The organism is Streptomyces olivochromogenes (genome assembly GCF_021538895.1).
In the GTDB taxonomy this organism is placed as follows: domain Bacteria; phylum Actinomycetota; class Actinomycetes; order Streptomycetales; family Streptomycetaceae; genus Streptomyces; species Streptomyces olivochromogenes_A.
The window spans coordinates 82,654-101,585 of the sequence record NZ_JADDRL010000009.1; the positions used below are offsets into that span (position 1 = coordinate 82,654).

The window sequence follows — 18,932 nt, forward strand, 5'->3', positions numbered from 1 at the left end:
GCCACCGTCACCGAAGGCCCGTCAGGACCGCCGGTGGCGCGATCAGACGTCGCCCCGGACGAGGGCGTGCAGGTGCTGGTCGTGCCGGCCGTCGGCGTGCTGGAGGGCCGCGCGCATGGTGCCCTCGAAGGAGTAGCCGGCCTTCTCGGCCACCCGGCAGGACGCGGGGTTGGCGACCGAGTGGCACAGCCGCAGCCGGTGCAGGCCGAGGTCGTCCAGGGCCCAGCGGCTCAGGCGCCGTGTCGCCTCGACGACGATGCCGCCGCCCCGGGCGGCGGGCAGCACCCAGTAGACGATCTCGGCGCTGCCGTCGGCGAGGTCGACGTCGTTCCACCCGATGAGGCCCAGCGCCTGTGCACCGGGCGGGGCGATGGCCCAGACCGCGCCCGTCTCGGCCCGCCAGCGCTCGTGCATGCGCGCGATCCTGCGGTGCGCGTCGGCGCGGTCCTCGACGGTGAAGAGGTTCCACCGGCGGATGTCGGGATCCTGTCCGGCGGCCATGAGGGCGTCCGCGTCGTCGGCGTGCCAGGGCCTCAGTTCCAGGCTGGCCGACAGCGGGAGTACGGGCTGGTCGGCGCCTGCCATGCGACCCGCGGGGACGGCGGGCGGTATGCCTGAGCTGGAGATCATCTCGGCATGTTGCCACAGCCTTCGCTACGGCCGCGGCAGCCGGTGCGTCGTCACGTCCGTGAGCGCGCCGTCGGCGAGGGTCGCGGTCAGGTAGGTGCAGTGGGGCTGGCGCCTGCGGTCGGTCGGCGAGCCGGGGTTGAGCAGGCGCAGGCCTGTGGGGGTGGTCGTGTCCCAGGGGATGTGGCTGTGCCCGAAGACCAGGACGTCCAGGTCGGCGAAGCGGGCGGCGCAGCGGGCCTCGCGGCCCTCGGCGGGGCCGGTCTCGTGGACGACGCCGAAGCGCAGGCCGCCGAGTTCGGCGTACGCCACCTCGGGGAGCCGGGCGCGCAGCTCCGGTCCGTCGTTGTTGCCGTACACCCCGATCAGCCGGCGGCTGCGGCTCTCCAGCAGGTCGAGGGTGGCGGTGTCGACCCAGTCGCCGGCGTGGAACACCACGTCGGCGTGCGGGAGTTCGGCGAGCAGCTGGTCGGGGAGCCGCTTGGCCCGCTGGGGTACATGGGTGTCCGACACGAGGAGCAGACGCATGCGGCCAGCCTATGTCGGGGCGACGCCGGCCGCGGGGCGGCGACGCGGCGCCGGACACCGCGACGGCCCGCCGGAACATCCGGAGGGCCGTGACGGGGCGCGGTGGGTCAGTCCCGCAGGGCGGTGCGGACCTCGTGCGCCAGCAGTTCGACGTACCGCTCGGCCCAGCGCTCGATCGTCGCGCGGTCCCACAGGTCGGTCGAGTACTCGATGTACCCGGCGAACACGTCACCCGCGGGCACCAGGCCGAGGCCGAACTCCCCGCGCGCGGCGGGAATGGCGAGGTCCTCGATGGCGACGTCCAGGCCCGGCAGTTCGATGTCGGCCTGCACCGAGCTCTGGAAGTGGAAGCCGACGGGTATGCGGTCGGGCATGTCGCCGCCCTCCTCCCGCAGCATCGCGGCGAGTTCCCACATCGGCATGATGTGGTCGATGCCCCCGACCGCCGAGCGGCTGACCCGGTCGACCAGGGCGCCGAAGTCCGCGGCCTCACCGGCCCGGACCCGCAGCGGGTACGAGGACGCCGTGCAGGCCACCAGCGACTCGAACTCACGGCGCTGCCGGTTCGCGTAGGGCACGTTGAGCAGGACGTCCGGCCGCCCGGACAACCCGCACAGCAGCTTCCCCACGGCCGCCGCGGTCACCGCGTAGGCCGTCGTGCCGCGCCGCCTGGCGAACCGCTCGACCTCCCCGCGCACATCCGCGGGGACGGTGAACAGCACCACGTCTCCCTGGCCGCTCAGCTCCTCGGGACGGGGCCGGTCGAGCGGTGTCTCCAGCCGGAACGGCGCCCCGGCCAGCTCGCGGCCCCAGTACGCCGCCTTCTTCCGCCGCTCCGCCTGCGACGGGGCGTTCTCCCGCTGCCAGTGGACGTACTCGGTGGGCTGCGGTGCCGGCTCCCGCAGGGCGTGGGGCGTGCCGGTCACGGCCGCCGCGTAGAGCGCCGCGAAGTCGTGCAGCAGGACGCTGACCGTCCAGCCGTCGCAGGTGGAGTGGTGCAGGACGAACAGCAGCACCCACTCCGACGCGCCGGTGCGCAGCAGCCGGAAGACCGGTTCCACCGCCTCGGTGAGGTCGTACGGGGTCTGCGCCACCTCGGTGACGACGCGCTCCGCCTCCTGCGGGCGGCCGGTGAAGTCCTCGACGGGCAGGTCGACCGGCCGGGCCGGCAGCACCTCCTGCCACCACTCGTCGTCCGCTCCGGCGAACCGGGTGCGCAGCGCCTCGTGGCGTGCCACGAGCCCGGAGAGCGCGGTGCGCAGGGCGGTGACGTCCAGGTCGCCGGTGAGGGCGATCCGCATGGCCACGTTGAACACCTGCGGGACCCGATGGTGGCTGTGACCGGTGATGAACCCCTTCTGCTGGAGCGTGACCGGCGCCCGGCGGACCTCCTCGCCGTGCGGCCCGTCCTCCGGGCCGGCGAGGTGGTCGGCCATGGCCCGCAGGGTGGACTCCTCGTAGAAGAGGGTCATCGGGTAGTCGGCGCCGAAGGCCTCGCGGACCCGGTTGATCAGCCGGATCGCGGTGATCGAGTGTCCGCCCAGTGCGAAGAAGTCGGCGTCGGCGCCGATGGTGTCCGCCGGTACGCCGAATTCGTCCGCCCACAGCTCCCGCAGCCGGGCCTCGGTGGCGGACCTCCCCGCACCCCGCGGAGCGTCGCCGCGAGGCGCGCCCTCGTGCGGCGCGCCGGCCTCCGTACGGGCGGCCCGGGCGACGGGTGGCGCGGTGATGTGCTCGGGGTCCGGCAGCGCGGTGCGGTCCACCTTGCCCGTTCCGGACAGGGGCAGCGCGTCCAGCACCGCCCAGGCCCGCGGGACGAGGTACTCCGGCAGCCGCGCGGTGAGTTCGTGGGTCAGCCGGTCCACGAAGGTCTGTCTGTCGGTCGTGCCGTCCCCGAGGGGTTCGGCCGGCACGACATGGGCGACGAGACGTGCCTCGCCCCGGGCGTCGCGACGCCCCAGCACGATCGCCTCGCGCACCCCGGGCAGGGCCGACAGCGCCCGGGTCACCTCCTCCGGCTCCACCCTGAAGCCCCGGATCTTGACCTGGTCGTCGGTGCGGCCGACGAACTCCAGGGTGCCCGTGCCGTTCCAGCGCACCAAATCGCCGGTGCGGTACAGCCGTTCGGCCGCGCCGCCCGCGAGCGGCATGCGCTGGAACCGCTCCCCGGTCGAACCGGGCCGGCGCAGATAGCCGTCGGACAGGCCCGGACCGCCGACGTACAACTCGCCCGTGGCGCCGACGGGCACCGGCGCGCCGTCCTCGTCGAGGACGTGGAGCCGGACGTTGTCGACGGGGCGGCCGATCGGGATCGGCTCCACGCCGGTGCCCGGTTCGGCGGGCGGCACCGTGTGCGCGGTGCACAGCACGGTGACCTCCGTGGGCCCGTACACATTGACCAGCTCGTACGGCGTGCCGGGCCGCGGGTGCGTGCGCAGCACGTCGCCGCCCACGACCAGGTGGCGCAGCGACGGCTGGTCGGCCACCGGCAGGTCCACGACGGCCTCGCCCAGGGCCGTGGGCAGGATCGAGAAGGCGACACGCTTGTTCGTGTACCAGCGGGCCAGCGTCAGGGCGTCGCGGCGCACCGCGTCGTCCGGTACGACCACGCAGGCGCCGGCGGCGAGCGCGGGCCACAGCTCCAGCACGGAGGCGTCGAAGCCCGGACTGCACACGAGGGCGCTGCGGTCGTCGGCGGTGAACGAGAACCGCCGGTGGTGCCACTGGCACACGTCGACGACGGCCCGGTGCGGCACGACGACGCCCTTCGGGGTGCCGGTGCTGCCGGAGGTGTAGATGACGTAGCAGGGCGACTCGGGGTCCGGCGCGTCGCCCGGCGCGGGCGCGGCGTCGGGCAGGTCGGCGAGGTCCAGCACGGTCGTGCCGTCGGGCACGGCGGGCAGGTCCGTATGCGCACCGACGGTGACCAGGGTCCGGGCGCCGCTCTCCACGATCACGGCCTCCGCGCGCGGCCGGCCCAGGGAGGGGTCGAGCGGCACGTACGGGTGCCCCGCCTTGAGGACCCCGTACAGGGCGACCACGAGGTCCGGGGATCGGGGCAGCCAGACCGCGACCGGGCTGCCGGGGGTGGCGCCGCGTGCGCGCAGGGCTCGCGCCAGGCGTTCGGCGCGCTCCTCCAGTTCGCGGTACGTCAGTGAGGTGCCGGCACCTTCCACGGCGGGGCGGTCCGGGTCGGCCGCCGCGCGCCGGGCCACCAGCTCGGGGACGGTGACCGGTTCGACGGGACGGCTCGGGCCCTGCCGCCAGTCGGCCGGCACGGCGGTGCCGGCCGCCACCGGCGCGGCGGGCTCGGACAGCTCGACGGGCTTGGCCGGCACGGCCGGCTCGCTCGACGCGGCCAGTTCGGACAGCGGCGTCCTCGGGTCGCGCACGGCCGCCCGCAGCAGGTCCCGGAAGGTCGCGAAGAACCGGTCGATCGTGTCGGCGTCGAACAGGTCGGTGCTGTACTCCAGTTGGCAGCGGATGCCGGTGGGCAGGTCCGTGAAGTAGACGCACAGGTCGGTGAGGGACTTCTCGGGCCCGAAGTCGAGCGGGGTGGCCCGGACCCCGGGCAGGTCGAAGTGGAACGCCTCGCCCTTCTCGTACTCCGCGATCACCTGGAACACCGGCGTGCGCGCGGTCGTCCGGCGCGGGGCGAGGTCGTGGACCACCGTCTCGAACGGGACGTCGGCGTGGTCGTAGGCGTCGAGGGCGACGGAGCGGACGCGGGCCAGCAGCGCGCCGAAGTCCGGGTCGCCGGACAGGTCGAGGCGCAGCGCGAGCGTGTTGAGGTAGAAGCCGATCACGTCGTCGGCATCCGGTGGCCGGTGCGAGGCGGGGGTGCCGATGACGAGGTCGTCCTGGCCGGTGGTGCGGTGCAGCGCGGCCGCGTACCCGGCGAGGAGCGTCATGAACAGGGTGCTGCGCTGTCGGCGGCTCAACTCCCTGAGCTGATCGGAGAGTTCGCCGTCGAGGGTGTGGAACGCGGCCCGGCCGTGGGAGGTCATCGTCGCGGGCCGGGGGCGGTCGTGCGGCAGGGCCAGCACAGGCAGGTCGCCCTTGAGGGCCTCGCGCCAGTACGCCAGGTCGGCGGCGGCCTTCGGGCCGTCCTGGGCGGCGAGTTGGTCGCGGACGTGGTCGGCGTAGGTGCGGGTGAGGGCGGGGAGGACCGGGGTGGTGCCCTCGCGTTCGGCCCGGTAGAGCGCGGACAGGTCGCGGGAGAGGATCGTGGCGGACTCCGCGTCCGAGACGATGTGGTGCATCGACAGGACGAGTACGTGCCGTTCGTCGCCCTGCCGGACCAGCCGGGCGACCAGCAGCGGGCCGTCCGCCAGGTCGAAGCGGCGCTCGCTCTCGGCCGTGAGGACCTCGCGCAGCGCGGCCTCCCCGTCCGCGCGGTCGATCACCGCGAAGTCGGGATCGGCCGGGGGCAGCACGAACTGCCGTGGTTCGCCCGCGACTTCGCGGAACACCGTGCGCAGCCCGGCGTGCCGGGCGACCAGGGCGCGCAGCGCGGCGCGCAGGGCTTCCGGGTCCAGCGGGCCGTCGAGGCGGATCGCCTTGACCTCGTTGTAGCCGGTGTGGTCCGGGAACATGCGCCGCACGAACCACAGCCGCTGCTGCCCCGGCGAGAGCGGAACGCCGGGGTCGTCCGCCTGCCGCTCGGGCCGGGCCGTGCGCGTCGGCCGCCGCTCCTGGTGGTGTTGACGCAGCCCGTCGAGGTGGAGCAGGCCGGCGCGCAGGGCGTCGGGCGCCACGCCGAAGTCGACCAGCGAGACGATCTCGTCCGCGCCCGCCGCCGTGACCGCCTCCACCACCGGGGAGACGGTGTCGACCGTGCCGATGAGAGCGCGCTGGTCACAGTAGCGGTCGTAGGCACGGCGGAACAGCGTGTCGAGGTCGTCCTCGCTGAGCCTGGACAGGTCGACGTTGTAGCCCAGGCTGTTGGTGATGTTGCCGAAGAGCGACAGGGACGCGCGCATGTAGCGGGCCAGCGGCTCGTACGCCTCGGCGCGTGCCGTCCGGTGGTCCGGTCCGAGATAGGTGTGCAGCAGTACGGCGACCCGGCCGGCGTCGGGGTCGAGGCCGTGCTCGGCGCGGGTGCGGCGGTAGCGGGCGACGTTCTCCGCGAGCTGCTCGACGCTCTGCGCCATCAGGTTGGTGACCACGCCCAGGTCGTGGCGTGCGGCCAGTTCGTAGGAGGCGGGGTTGCCGACGACCGCCGTGTACATCGGCGGGGTGTCCTGCACGGGCCGGGGGAACAGCCGTACGTCGGCCTCGCCGTCGCCGCTCGCGCGGCGCAGCGCGTCCCCGCGCCACAGCCGCCGCACGTCCTCCAGCTGCTCGTACATCAGCTCCTTGTGGCGGCCGAAGCGGTCCGGGAAGAACACGAAGTCGTTGGCGTGCCAGCCGCTCGCGCAGCCGATGCCGATGCGGCCGCCGGAGAGGTTGTCGACCATCGACCACTCCTCCGCGACCCGGATCGGGTCGTGGAGCGGCAGCACGACCGACCCCGCGTTCAGCCGGATCCGCCGTGTCTCACGGGCGAGGGCGGAGGCGAGCACGGCGGGGTTCGGGAAGAGCCCGCCGAAGGAGTGGAAGTGCCGCTCGGGCATCCACAGCGCGTGGAACCCGTGCGCATCGGCGAACCGGGCGGTCTCCATGAGCAGTTCGTATCCACCGGCGTGCCCGGGTCCGGTGTCCGGATAGTCACCGAAGAAGTAGACGCTGAAGTCGGGCGCCTTGTGGAGGGTTCGGGGCCGGACCGGGGCGGGGGCGGACGCTACCGATGCCAGGCCGGCCTCGGCCGGGGCCCGGGACGGCGCCTGGGCCGGGGTCGGGATCGGAGCGTCGGAGGAACGAGCCGGTGCGTGTGCGCGGCTGGCCACCGTGTTCCAGGCCATCCGGGGCATGGGCGCCGGGGCGTTGGCGGCGGGCACCGCCGACGGGGCGAACTCCGACGCGGGGGGCGTCGCGGCCGGAGCGGGCGCGGGAGCCGAAGCCTGTGCCGACACGTGAACCCCATTGGCCCGTGCGGAGGCGGGAGCGGCAGCCGGCGTGTCAGCCCCGTTGGCCTGGGCGAGCCCGGGAGTCGCGGCTTGGGCCGACGCGTGAGCCCCGATCGCCCGGGCGAGCCCGGGCGTCGCGGTGGGTCCGGTCGTCGGGAAGAAGCCGGAGCGGCGGAGTTCGCGGAGGCTGTCCTGGACCGCGTGCACGATGACTTCGACGTCCGCGTCCGTATGGGCGCTGGACAGGAAAAAGTTGCGCCACTCCCAGACGTGCACCCCGCGCAGGATCAGGTGGTGGTACAGCAACTCCATGTCGGCGCGGTGCTCGAAGCGGAACTGGGAGCCGAAGTGGCTGACCCGCAGCGGGAATTCCTCGTCCTCGAAGAACCGGTTGAGGGTGTCCGCCATGGCGTCGGTGCGGGCGTTGAGCCGCTGCTGCAGCCCGGGGCTGTTCTCCTTGAGGTGGGTCAGGACCGCCTTGGCCGCGACCATCGACACCGGATGCTGCAGGTACGTTCCGCCGAAGAACGTGGTGTCGGCGGGCGGATAGCTGTCGTCCCCGTACTGCCACAGCCCACCGTCGACCCCGTCCATGATGTCCGCGCGCCCGGCGATGGCGCCGACGGGGAAGCCACCGCCGAGCACCTTGCCGTACGTGGCGAGGTCGGGGGTGACGCCGTACAGCTCCTGCGCGCCGCGCAGCGCGGGACGGAACCCGGTGAGCATCTCGTCGAACATCAACACGATGCCGTGCCGACGGGTCACCTCGCGCAGTCCGCGCACGAACTCCGCGGGCCGCAGGGCGGGGTGGCGGCTCTGCACCGGCTCCACCACGACCGCGGCGATACGGTCGGCTAACAGCTCGATCGTCTCCAGGGCGCCCGGGTCGCCGTAGTCGAGCACCAGGAGGTCCTGGACGGCGCCGCGCGGGATCCCGCTGGAGACGGGCACCGTCACCCGGTCCTCGCCGGAGCCGGAAGAGCGGCCGAGGACGTTGTCGGCGTGGCCGTGATAGGCGCCGTGGAAGGTGACGATCAGGTCGCGGCCGGTGGCGGCGCGGGCGAGCCGGATCGCGCCGGAGTTCGCCTCAGTGCCCGAGCAGGCGAAGGCGACGCGCTCCAGACCGGTGAGCTCGGCCAGCAGTTCGGCGGTCTCGCCGGTCTCCACGGCGCGCGGGCCGAGCTGGATGCCCCGGGACAGGTGCTCGCGGACCGCCTCGGTGACGAACGCGGGCTCGTGGCCGAACAGGAGGACGCCGAACCCCATGGTGATGTCGACGTACTGGTTGCCGTCCACGTCCTCCAGCCGGGCGCCAAAGGCCCGGCGGCCGGCGAGCGGGTAGAGCATCTCCTTGGTACTGCTGCGGAATCCGACCACCGCGCGGCTGTCGGCCAGCACCGGACGGTGGCGTGCCGCGATCTCCTTCGAGCGGCGGGTCCGGGCGGTGTACCGGCGTACGAGATCCCGCAGATGCGCTTCCTGCGCGGACCGGCCGGACGCGTCGCGGACCATGCCCGAGCCGCGGGACACACTGACGCGGGGGCCGTGCGTGCGCGGGGACTCCTCCGGGACCGGGACCGGGACGGGGGCCTGCTGCCCGATCTGCCGGGCGATCCGCGAGGAGAGGTCGGCCATCGCGGCCAGATCCTGGTCGATCGAGGCGGAGACGCCGGTCACTTGGCGGCCTTCCCGTTGAGGGCGGGAGCCGCGTCCCGCGGGGTGAGGAGCTGGGTGAGCTCGAAGAGCTGGGACATCATCTGCAGCTGTATCTGCGAGAGCTGCTTGATCTGACGGGATATGTCGTCCAGTTCGGCGCGGGTGACGAACTCCGCGGGCACGGAGGGCTCTTGCGGCGGCACGGCGGCGGAAGCGGGAGCAGGAGCCGGAGCGGGAGCGAGATCGGAAGCGGGAGCGGGAGCCGGAGCCGGGGTTTCCGCCGCCGCGGCAGCCGCGGGCGTCTCGGGCTCGGTCGCCGCCCCGCCGCCCTTGCGCTCCACGATCAGCTCCGACAACAGCCGTGGTGTCGCCGCCTCCTCGAAGAGCTCGCGCATCGTCACCTTGACCTGGTGCGTCTCCTCCAGTTCCCGCAGCACGCTGATCATCAGCAGCGAGTCCGCTCCGAGGTCGAAGAAGAGGCTGTCCGCGGCGACCGCGCCGGGCTCGTGGCCCAGTGTGCGGGCGATCACCTCGGTGACGTGGCGCAGTACCTGTTCGGCGGCAGCCGCTTCCGATGTCATGTCCAGTCCTTCCTCAGGGGTGTGCGCCGGCCCGAGCACGGCGGGGGCCGGGCCGGTCCAGTAGGTCTTGTGCTGAAAGCGGTAGCCGGGCAGCGGGATCCGCCGGCCGCCGCTGCCCTCGGCGAGCGCGTGCCAGTCGACGCCCGCTCCCGCGCGGTAGAGCTCCGCGGCCGCGTCCCACAGGGGTTCGAGCCCGGCGCCGGCCCGCAGGCTGGGCACCGCCGGCACCCGGGGCAGGGTCTGCCGGGCCAGGCCGCTCAGCGCGGCGCCGGGGCCGATCTCGACCAGGGCCGAGGCGCCCGCGTCCGCGACCGCGCCCAACGCCCGGTCGAACAGCACCGGTTCACGGGTCTGCCGGACGAGATAGTCGGCGTCGGGGGTCCAGCCGGGGGCCCGGGTCCGGCCGTCCAGGCCGGCGACGAAGGGCAGGGTGACGGGACGCAGGCGCACCTCGCCGGCGAGGGTGCGTAGTTCGGTCAGGACGGGGTCCATCAGCGCGGTGTGGAAGGCGTGTGCGACGGGTAACCTCCGTGCCTTGACGCCCCGTTCGTCCAGCAGGGTCTCCAGCCGGTCCACCACGCCGCTCGGCCCGGCGAGCACATGGCTCCGCGCTCCGTTGATCACGGCCAGTTCCAGACCCGGGACCTCGGCCGCCAGGGACAGCGCGGTGGGGTGGTCGGCCAGGACCGCGAGCATGCCGCCCGGGTCGCAGTGCCGTTCCATGAGCCGGCCGCGCTCGGCGGTGAGGCGCAGACCGTCCTGAGGTGCCAGGGCCCCGGCGGCGACCAGCGCCGCGTACTCCCCCACGCTGTGTCCGGCGACGGCGGCCGGTTCGACTCCGGCCTGCCGCCACAGCCGTAACAACGCGAGCTGCAGGGCGTAGAGCGCGGGCTGGGCGGTGTCCGTGGGCCACACGGGCGGGAGTGCGCCGCCAGGTTCGGCGAGCAGCGGGGCGAGCAGCGAGCCGCCGTACAGGTCGGCGTACCGGCGTTCGCAGTCGTCCAGGACCTCGCGGACGGCGAGGAAGCGTTCGTAGAGCGGTTTCGCCATGCCCGGGTAGGCGCTGCCCTGGCCGGCGAACAGGAACCCGACGCGCGGGCCGCCGTCGCCGGGGACCGACCCGGACCGTACGGCGGCGGGGCCCGGCGTGGCGTCGAGCCAGCGGTCCAGGCCGTCGGCGAGCGCGGCCGGCGTGTCGCCCCGGGCCGCCAGCCGGTGCCGCCCGTGCAGCCGTCCGGCGGTGGAGGCCACCAGGTCCGCCATGTCGGTGTCGGGCTGTCGGCGCAGATGGTCGCGGAAGGCTCGGGCGTTGGCGGCGAGCGCCGCCTCGGTGCGGCCGGACAGGACCAGCACGCCGGGCGGGCGGCCGCGCGGTCCGCGCGGCGCGGGGGCGGGCGGCTCCTCCACGATCACGTGGACGTTCGTGCCGCCGACGCCCAGCGAGGTCACGCCCGCCCGGCGCGGGGTGTCACCGGCCGGCCAGGGACGGGCGGTGCGGGGGATGTAGAAGGGGCTGCCGGCCAGGTCCAGGGCGGGGTTGGGACGGGAGAAGTTCGCCAGCGGCGGGATGGTCCCGTGCTTGACCACGAGCAGCGCCTTGATGAGGCCGGCCAGCCCCGAACAGACGTCCAGATGGCCGATGTTGGCCTTGGTCGAGCCGAGCGCGCAGTACTCGGTGCGGTCGGTGTCCCGGCGGAAGGCGGCCGTGGCACCCGCGAACTCGATCGGGTCGCCCTTCAGCGTGCCGGTCCCGTGCGTCTCCAGGTAGCCGATGCTCTCGGCGCGCACGCCCGCGCGGTCCAGGGCCCGTTCCACGGCCCGCCGCTGTCCGGCGGCACTGGGGGCGGTGTACGTCGTCTTGTCGGCGCCGTCGTTGGTGACGCCCCAGCCCCTGATGACGCCGTGGATCGTGTCGCCGTCGGCCATCGCCCGGGCGAGGGGCTTGAGGACGACGGCGGCGACGCCGGTGCCGCCGACCGTGCCGTCCGCCTCCGCGTCGAACGCCCTCAGGTATCCGCTCTTGGAGAGGATGGACCCCTTCACATAGCGGTAGCCGAGCACTTGGGGCACGTGCACCGCGGTGGCCCCGGCGAGCGCGATGTCGCAGTCGTCCACGAGGACCGACTGCGCGGCCAGTTGGACGGCGGCCAGGGAACTGGAGCAGGCGGTCTGGACGCCCACGGCGGGGCCGGTCAGTCCGAGCCGGAACGCGGCCCGGGTGGCGGTGAAGTCGGTGTAGTTGCCGACCATGACCTGCATCCGGGAGACCCAGTCGTCCTCGACGGTGCCCTGGAGGGCGTTGTTGAGGAGGTAGTTCTCCATCGAGTACAGGTGGTAGCCGGTGCTGGCGAAGACGCCGACGCGCAGGCCGCCGTGCTCGCGGCCGTAGCCGGAGTCCTCCAGCGCATGGTGGGCGCACTCCAGGAACATCCGGTGCTGCGGGTCGGTGTACTCGGCCTCCCGCCCGCTGATGCCGAAGAACTCGGCGTCGAATCCGGCGATGTCCTCCAGCACCCCGCTGGCGCCGACGAAGTCGGGTGCCCGGTACTTGGCCTCCGGTACGCCGGCGGCGGCGAGTTCCTCCTCGGTGAACCGGGTCACCTGGTCCGTGCCGTCACGGATGATCCGCCAGAACGCGTCCGGCCCGTCCGCCCCAGGGAAGCGGAACGCCCAGCCGATGACGGCGACCTGCGACTCCCGCGGCCGCGTCACGCGCCACCGCCTTCCGCCGCGCGGACATCGGCGCCCGTCACCGGCCGGTCCGCGGGGCCCGCCGGTCCGGGAGTGCGCCGGGCCCGTCTCACCAGGACGGCGAGGAATCCGGCGCACAGCACGACGGCGATGCCGTGGAAGACCGTCACCACGGTCAGCGGCGAGCTGAACTCCAGCACGGCCGAACTGACCACCATGCCGAGGCCGAAACCGCCGTTCTCGAAGGAGGCCGACAACCCGAAGAGACGGCCGCGCTGTTCGTCGGGGGCCGCCTGCAGGCGGGTGACGTAGGCGACCTCCGTGAAGCCGTCCGCCATGCCCGCGACCAGCGCGGCGACGACGGCGAGCACGGTGGGCAGCTCGCAGAAGACGAGGATGAAGGCCACCGACATCACGATGGAGCCGACCGCGAAGGCCCGTTCGCCGAAACTGCGCCCCGCCTTGCCGGTGTACCGCCCGATGAGTTGCTGGGCGACGATGTTGCCGATGGCCCAGGTCGCCCAGAACTGGCTGATGAACGTCGCCGGATGATGGGGGTTCAGCTCGCTGGAGTACACGGGCAGGGCCACGTTGTGCGACGAGGAGCCCAGGCCGTCGGCCGCCCGGATCGCGATCATCACGGTGAGCAGCGGTGCCGCCCGCAGCAGGGCCAGGGACGCCCAGCGCTCCTTGCCCGGCTCCTCGGCCCCGGCCTCGGCGCCGCTCTCGGCCTCCTTGGTCTCGGCGGCGCCGGCGGCGGCCGCCCGGGTCCGGATCGGCAGCAGGAAGAGGACGGTCGCGGAGATCACAAAGGTGATCGCGTCGAGCGCGAACGCGGTCGAGTAGCCGAGCTGGGCGATCACCAGGCCGGAGGAGGCGAAACCGGCGATCATGGCCAGCGACCGTCCGGTCACCAGCAGTCCGTTCGCCTTGGCCCGCAGGTCGGCGCCGACGATCTCCGGCACGCTGCTGCGCAGCGCGACCTGGGACAGGGTCGAGCACGCCCCGGTGGCGACCGCGAGCACATAGAGAAGCGGAATGCGCGCATGGTCGGGCAGCGGCAGCAGAATCAGCAGGACGGCCGCCTGGGTCAGGTCGGCACCCACCATCAACCGTTTGCGGTCGAATCGTGTGACGAGGCGGCCGCTGACGACTCCACTGGCGATACTGGTCAACAGACGCACGGCCATGAAAAGGCCCGCGGCCAGCGCGCTGTCCGTCACCTGATAGACGAAGACATTCAGCGCCACCATGTTGAGGTAGCTGCCATATGCCGAGATCCCGTTGCCTATGACGAGCAAACGGAAAGGTCTCACCGTTCGAGGCTCCTGACGTGCGGAAAAACACCGTGGAATGTGGCTGAAAATGCCGCTGAACGAAATTGAGAAGCGCAGGTGAACAGATAATTTGGCGTCAAAATATCTTGATCGAGGCTAAGTGACCGTGACGCACGGTGTCCAGATCGACTAGAGGCCAACTGGAGCGAAATCCAGCCATGGAAATACACGTCTCAACTCGGCTGCTTCGGCTGGTCAGCCTGAACTGGACAGCCTGGACTGGACAGTCTGGACTGACGGTCCTACGGTGAGGGCATGGCCCACATCTCCGAGTCCGCCGCCCGCGCCGCCCGCGACCTGCGCGTGGTGTTCAGCCGGTTGCGGCGCCGCATACGCGAGATCGCGCGGGACGAGGACGAGGGCGTCCTGACCCCGTCCCAGGAATCGGCGCTCACGCTGGTCGGCAAGCACGGCGCGGCCACGGCCAGCGCGCTGGCGTCCGCCGAGGGGGTACGGCCGCAGTCGATGGCCGCCACCCTCGCCGCGCTCGACCAGCACGGCCTCATCCGCCGCGCCCCGGACCCCGACGACGGCCGGCGCCAGCTGGTCACCCTGACCGAGGCCGGCCGGGCCCGGGTCGAGGGCAACCGGCAGGCGCGCGAGGAATGGCTGGCACGCGCCTTCCAGGACCGGTACACCGAGGAGGAACGGCAGACGATCCTCGACGCGCTCACCCTGATGGAACGGCTGTCGCGGTCGTGATACCGAGGCTCACCGGACGCCTCCCCCGGGGCACCCGCCCCTCCCCCGCCGGGTTCGACCGCCGGCTGATCGCGCCGATGGTCCTCGGTTCCGTCCTCAACCCGGTCAACTCCTCGATGATCGCCGTGGCGTTGGTGCCGATCGGTGCGGCCTTCGGAGCGACTCCGGCGGAGACCGTCTGGCTGGTGTCGGCGCTCTACCTGGCCACCGCGGTGGGCCAGCCGGTGATCGGGCGGTTCGTGGACATGTACGGGCCGCGCCGCCTGTACCTCATCGCCACGGCCCTGGTCGGCGCGGCCGGGCTGCTGGGCGCGCTCGCCCCCTCCCTGGGCGCGCTCATCGCGGCCCGGGTGCTGCTGGGGTTCGGGACCTCGGCGGCGTATCCGGCGGCCATGCGGCTGACCCGCGCCGAGGCCGAACGCACCGGCCGGGACAGCCCGGCGGGCGTGCTGGCCGTGCTCGCCGTGGCCGCCCAGACCGTGGTCGTGATCGGCCCCTCGCTCGGCGGTCTGCTGATCAGCACCGGCGGCTGGCGCGCCGTCTTCGCGGTCAACGTGCCGCTCTCCGTGGCCTGTCTGGTCCTCGGCGCGCTCCGGCTGCCCCGGGCGGAGCACCTGCCCGGCGCCGAGCGCAAGAAGACGGCCGGCCCGCGCAGCGTCGACCTGCCCGGCATGCTGCTGTTCGCCGTCACGCTGGTCTCGCTGATGCTGTTCCTGATGGACCCGCGCCCGGCCCACTGGTACTTGCCGGCGCTGTCCGCCGCGGCGGCCGTCGGCTTCGCGGCACGGGAGCTGCGGCTGCCGGACCCCTTCGTCGACCTGCGGGTGCTGGGCGGGAACATCCCGCTGCTCGCCACGTACCTGCGCCAGTTCCTCGGCTACGCCACCGCCTACTGCTTCCTGTACGGCTACACGCAGTGGCTGGAGGAGAGCCGCGGCCTGAGCGCCGCCACGGCGGGGCTCGCACTGCTGCCGCTGTCGGTCGCCGCGCTCACCGCCTCCGCGCTGACCGGGCGGCGCGAGGCGGTGCGCAGCAAGCTGGTGGTCGGCGCCCTGGCGCAGCTGGCCGGGTGCGTCGCCCTGCTCCTCGTCGACGCCGGCAGCCCGGTCTGGGTGCTGCTCGCCCTCGGCGCCGTCCTCGGCGTGCCGCAGGGGCTGATCGGCCTGGCCTCGCAGAACGCCCTGTACCGGCAGGCCGATCCCGCGCGCATCGCCTCCGCGGCCGGACTGCTGCGCACCTTCACCTACCTCGGCGCGCTGGGCGCCTCCGCCGCCACCGCGGCGTTCTTCCCGCACCGCGCCGACACGGCCGGGCTGCACGGCCTGGCCCTCTTCATGCTCGCCGGATCGGTACTGCTGCTGGCGACGACCCTCCCCGACCGTTCCCTGAACCGGCTCGGTCCCCGAGCCACGTCCTGAACCGGCTCGGTCCCGAGCCGTTCCGCACCCCACGCATCCTCCGAAAGGCCTGAACTCCCGATGTCTCTCACGACCCTCGACCCGCGCACCGCCCTCGTCGCGATCGACCTCCAGCGCGGCATCGTCGGCATGCCGACCCAGCCGTACGCCGCCTCGGACGTGGTGGCCCGCACGGCCGAACTCGCCGATGCCTTCCGCTCCCACGGCCTGCCCGTGGTCCTGGTCCGGGTGTCCTTCGCCGCGGACTGGGCCGACGCCGTGCCCGGCCGCACCGAGCGCACGGCCCGCGGCCTGTCCTTCCCCGAGGGCTGGGACGTCGTCGTCGACGAACTGTCCGGCCACCCCGGCGACATCCACGTCACCAAGCACAACTGGAACGCCTTCCACGGCACCGACCTCGACGTCCAGCTGCGCCGCCGCGGCGTCAGCCAGATCGTCCTGACCGGCATCGCCACCAGCATCGGCGTCGAGTCCACCGCCCGCGCCGCGTACGAGCACGGCTACCACGTCACCCTCGCCACCGACGCCATGGCCGACAGCGACCCCGAGGCGCACCGCGGCAGTGTCGAACGCGTCTTCCCGCGGCTCGGCGAGTCGGGCACCACGGCGGAGATCCTGGAGCTGCTGGCCAAGACCCGCGTCTGAGCCCCGCTCCGCCCCCGGCTCCGGCCGACCCGGCCCCCTGCGCCGAAGCGCCCTCCGCCCGCGCAAGGGGCCGGGTTAACATTCGGCCACGCGCACCGTGTCACTCAGACAACGGCAAGCTACCGAAGGGGGCTTGGAAGCCGGATGCCGGTCAAAGTCAGCGTTGTCGTCCCCGTGTACAACCCCGGGCCCTACATCGAGGACTGTGTCGCCTCGATGCTGCGGCAGTCGCTGCCTCCCGATGAGTTCGAAGTGATCTTCGTCGACGACGGCTCCACCGACGAGACCCCGGCCAGACTGGACGCGCTGGCCGCCGAGCACCCCCACATCCACGTCGTCCACCAGGCGAACTCCGGCTGGTCGGGCAAGCCGCGGAACGTGGGGATCGACGCGTCCGAGGGCGAGTTCGTGATGTTCGTCGACAACGACGACTATCTCGGCGACGAGGCCCTTGAGCGGATGTACGAGTACGGCGTGGCGAACAAGGCCGACGTGATCGTCGGCAAGATGGCGGGGAAGGGCCGCCCGGTCCCGGTGGAGCTGTTCCGCCGCAACCATCCGCACGCCACCGTCGAGAACGCGCCGCTGATCGACAGCCTCACCCCGCACAAGATGGTCCGGCGCGCCTTCTTGGACCGCACCGGTCTGCGCTTCCCGGAGGGCCGGCGCCGCCTGGAGGACCACGTCTTCGTCACCGAGGCGTATCTGCGCGCGGACAACGTCTCGGTGCTCGGCGACTACGTCTGCTACTACCACGTCAAGCGGGACGACGCCTCGAACGCCGGCTTCCAGCGCTTCGAGCCGGTCGGCTACTTCAAGAACCTGCGCGAGGCCCTGGACATCGTCGAGCGGTACACCGAACCGGGCCGGCTGCGCGACCGGCTGCTGCGCCGCTGGCTGCGCGTGGAGATGGTCGAGCGGATGAGCGGGCGGCGCCTGCTCGCGATGCCCGACGACTACCGCCGTGAGCTGTTCCGGGAGATGCGCGCGGTGATCCTGGAGCGCTTCGGCCCCGGCGTCGCGCCCGCGCTCCGGCCCGGCCAGCGCATCGTGGCCTCGCTGATCAGGGACGACCGTCACGACGACCTCGTGGCCTATGCGCAGTGGGAGATCGGGGTCTCCCCCAAGGGCACGCCGAGCGGCGTCGAGTGGCGGGACGGGGCGCTGCGCGTCACCTTCACCACCGAGTACACCTCCGGCGGGCAGCCGCTGACGTTCCCGGCCGACGGGCCGAAGACCCCCGCGGACAGCGCGCCCCGGGACATCGACGAGGCGGCGGCCTGGCTGGGCGCGGACGCCGTCGACGGGTTCGAGCAGGCGACCGCCGACCTGGTCCTGCGCGACCGCGCCAGCTCCGCCTCGTTCTTCCAGCCGGTCGAGCTCACCCGCGAGCGGGTCCCGGCCGGCGACGGGCGCGTGCGGCTGGTGCTGCACGGCACGGCCACCGTGGACCCCGGCACCGCGGCCGGCGGCTCCCCACTGGACGGCGGGCTGTGGGACACGTACCTGCGCGTCGGCCTCGGCGGCTGGCACAAGGAGTGCCGCCTGGGCCCGGCCCCGGCGCACGACCGGCCCACACCGCCCGCCGGCGTGGTCGCGGGCCGTGTGGTGCTGCCGTACTGGACGAAGAACCACCACAACTTCTCGCTGGACGTCGACCGCGCGGGCAAGGCCCTCGGCCTGGGCCGTGTCACACCCGAGGACGCGGCCGTCTCCGCCGACCACCGGCTGAGCCTTGCCCTGCCGCTCTACGTCCCGGACCGCACCGACGTCCTGGTGCGGCTGACCGACACCGCGTCGGACAGGTCCCTGCGACAGTCCGGGACGCTGACCCCGGCCGACGGAGCCGGCTCGCTGCTGGAGGTGGGCGTGGAGCGGCACGGCATGAAGGGGGGACGGCTGGAGGTGTGTCTCGCCCCGGAGGCCGACACCCCGCGCTTCGTGGCGCTGCCGCTCGTCCTGCGCGTGACCCGGACCGGTGGCGTCCGGGTGGATCGGCCCGCCCCGCCCGGTCTGCTCCGGCGGCTGGTGCGCAAGGTCCGGCGGATGCTGGGCGCGGCCCCACGGAGGGCCACGTCCCACGGCACGACTCGGGGGGCGTGACGCGGTGCGCGCACTGGAGATCGAGGGCGCCTGGGTCCTGGAGCCCACCGTGTTCCCGGACGATAGGGGCAGCTTCCACGAGTGGTACCGGGGCGCGGAGTTCCGGGAGGCCACCGGGTACGACCTGGGCCTGGCCCAGGCCAACTGCTCGGTGTCCCGGCGGGGCGTCGTGCGCGGCGTGCACTTCGCCGACGTGCCGCCGGGTCAGGCCAAGTACGTCTCGTGCGTGCGCGGGGCCGTGCTGGACGTGGTGGTGGACGTCCGCGTCGGGTCGCCCACGTTCGGCCGCTGGGAGGCCGTACGGCTGGACGACGAGACGCATCGCGCCGTGTTCCTCGCGGAGGGGCTCGGCCACGCCTTCATGGCGCTCACCGACGACGCCACGGTCGTGTACCTGTGCTCGACCGGGTACGCGCCGGGCCGTGAGCACGGGGTGCACCCGCTCGACCCCGGCCTGGGCATCGTCTGGCCGGAGGGGATCGAGCCGGTGCTGTCCGGGAAGGACGCCGAGGCGCCCTCGCTCGCCGAGGCGGAGCGGTCCGGTCTGCTTCCCGCGTACCCGGACTGCTCCGCCCACTACGAGCGGCTGCGCGCCGGCCGGTGAGGCCGCCGGCCACCCAGGCCGGCGGCGCAGCG

The 18,932-nt window shown here is 73.3% G+C and carries 10 protein-coding genes; 5 read left to right on the forward strand and 5 right to left on the reverse strand.

Annotated features, from left to right (window positions below; genetic code table 11):
• Positions 1-42: 42 nt before the first annotated feature.
• From IPZ69_RS06730 to IPZ69_RS06750, 5 genes are all read right to left on the reverse strand, one after another.
• A complete protein-coding gene (locus IPZ69_RS06730; RefSeq protein WP_235453069.1) occupies positions 43-630 on the reverse strand; it encodes a GNAT family N-acetyltransferase in 588 nt (195 codons plus the stop codon).
• A 24-nt stretch (positions 631-654) separates the two neighbouring features.
• Positions 655-1,155 (reverse strand): metallophosphoesterase family protein, encoded by a 501-nt coding sequence (locus IPZ69_RS06735; RefSeq protein WP_235453070.1) that lies wholly within the window; start codon positions 1,153-1,155, stop codon positions 655-657.
• A gap of 107 nt (positions 1,156-1,262) precedes the next feature.
• Positions 1,263-8,840, reverse strand: a complete 7,578-nt coding sequence (locus tag IPZ69_RS06740; protein WP_235453071.1) for a MupA/Atu3671 family FMN-dependent luciferase-like monooxygenase — start codon at positions 8,838-8,840, stop codon at positions 1,263-1,265.
• Positions 8,837-12,112, reverse strand: a complete 3,276-nt coding sequence (locus tag IPZ69_RS06745; RefSeq protein WP_235453072.1) for a type I polyketide synthase — start codon at positions 12,110-12,112, stop codon at positions 8,837-8,839. Before IPZ69_RS06745 ends, IPZ69_RS06740 begins: the two co-directional genes overlap by 4 nt.
• On the reverse strand, positions 12,109-13,407 hold the full coding sequence (locus IPZ69_RS06750) for an MFS transporter (RefSeq protein WP_235453073.1): 1,299 nt from the start codon (positions 13,405-13,407) through the stop codon (positions 12,109-12,111). Before IPZ69_RS06750 ends, IPZ69_RS06745 begins: the two co-directional genes overlap by 4 nt.
• Positions 13,408-13,683: 276 nt before the next feature.
• Here IPZ69_RS06750 and IPZ69_RS06755 point away from each other — a divergent pair, with 276 nt between their 5' ends.
• The 5 genes from IPZ69_RS06755 (at position 13,684) to rfbC (ending at position 18,900) form a co-directional block, all read left to right on the forward strand.
• On the forward strand, positions 13,684-14,130 hold the full coding sequence (locus tag IPZ69_RS06755; RefSeq protein ID WP_235453074.1) for a MarR family winged helix-turn-helix transcriptional regulator: 447 nt from the start codon (positions 13,684-13,686) through the stop codon (positions 14,128-14,130).
• Positions 14,127-15,548, forward strand: coding sequence for an MFS transporter (locus tag IPZ69_RS06760; protein ID WP_235453075.1), 1,422 nt, complete (start codon positions 14,127-14,129; stop codon positions 15,546-15,548). The genes IPZ69_RS06755 and IPZ69_RS06760 overlap by 4 nt, the downstream gene beginning before the upstream one ends.
• Positions 15,549-15,608: 60 nt before the next feature.
• Entirely contained in the window at positions 15,609-16,193 is a 585-nt protein-coding gene (locus IPZ69_RS06765) for a hydrolase (protein WP_235453076.1), read from the forward strand.
• A 144-nt stretch (positions 16,194-16,337) separates the two neighbouring features.
• Complete coding sequence (locus tag IPZ69_RS06770; protein ID WP_235453077.1) at positions 16,338-18,296, forward strand: glycosyltransferase family 2 protein; 1,959 nt, start codon at positions 16,338-16,340, stop codon at positions 18,294-18,296.
• A 4-nt stretch (positions 18,297-18,300) separates the two neighbouring features.
• Positions 18,301-18,900: a dTDP-4-dehydrorhamnose 3,5-epimerase gene (gene rfbC, locus IPZ69_RS06775; protein ID WP_235453078.1), complete on the forward strand. Its 600-nt coding sequence runs from the start codon at positions 18,301-18,303 to the stop codon at positions 18,898-18,900.
• Positions 18,901-18,932 lie beyond the last annotated feature (32 nt).

What these genes read in the sequence shown, in the direction of transcription:
- IPZ69_RS06730 (WP_235453069.1), bottom strand. Translation starts at nt 630, where the DNA reads ATGATCTCCAGCTCAGGCATACCGCCCGCCGTCCCCGCGGGTCGCATG.
- IPZ69_RS06735 (WP_235453070.1), bottom strand. Translation starts at nt 1,155, where the DNA reads ATGCGTCTGCTCCTCGTGTCGGACACCCATGTACCCCAGCGGGCCAAG.
- IPZ69_RS06755 (WP_235453074.1), top strand. Translation starts at nt 13,684, where the DNA reads ATGGCCCACATCTCCGAGTCCGCCGCCCGCGCCGCCCGCGACCTGCGC.
- IPZ69_RS06765 (WP_235453076.1), top strand. Translation starts at nt 15,609, where the DNA reads ATGTCTCTCACGACCCTCGACCCGCGCACCGCCCTCGTCGCGATCGAC.
- IPZ69_RS06770 (WP_235453077.1), top strand. Translation starts at nt 16,338, where the DNA reads ATGCCGGTCAAAGTCAGCGTTGTCGTCCCCGTGTACAACCCCGGGCCC.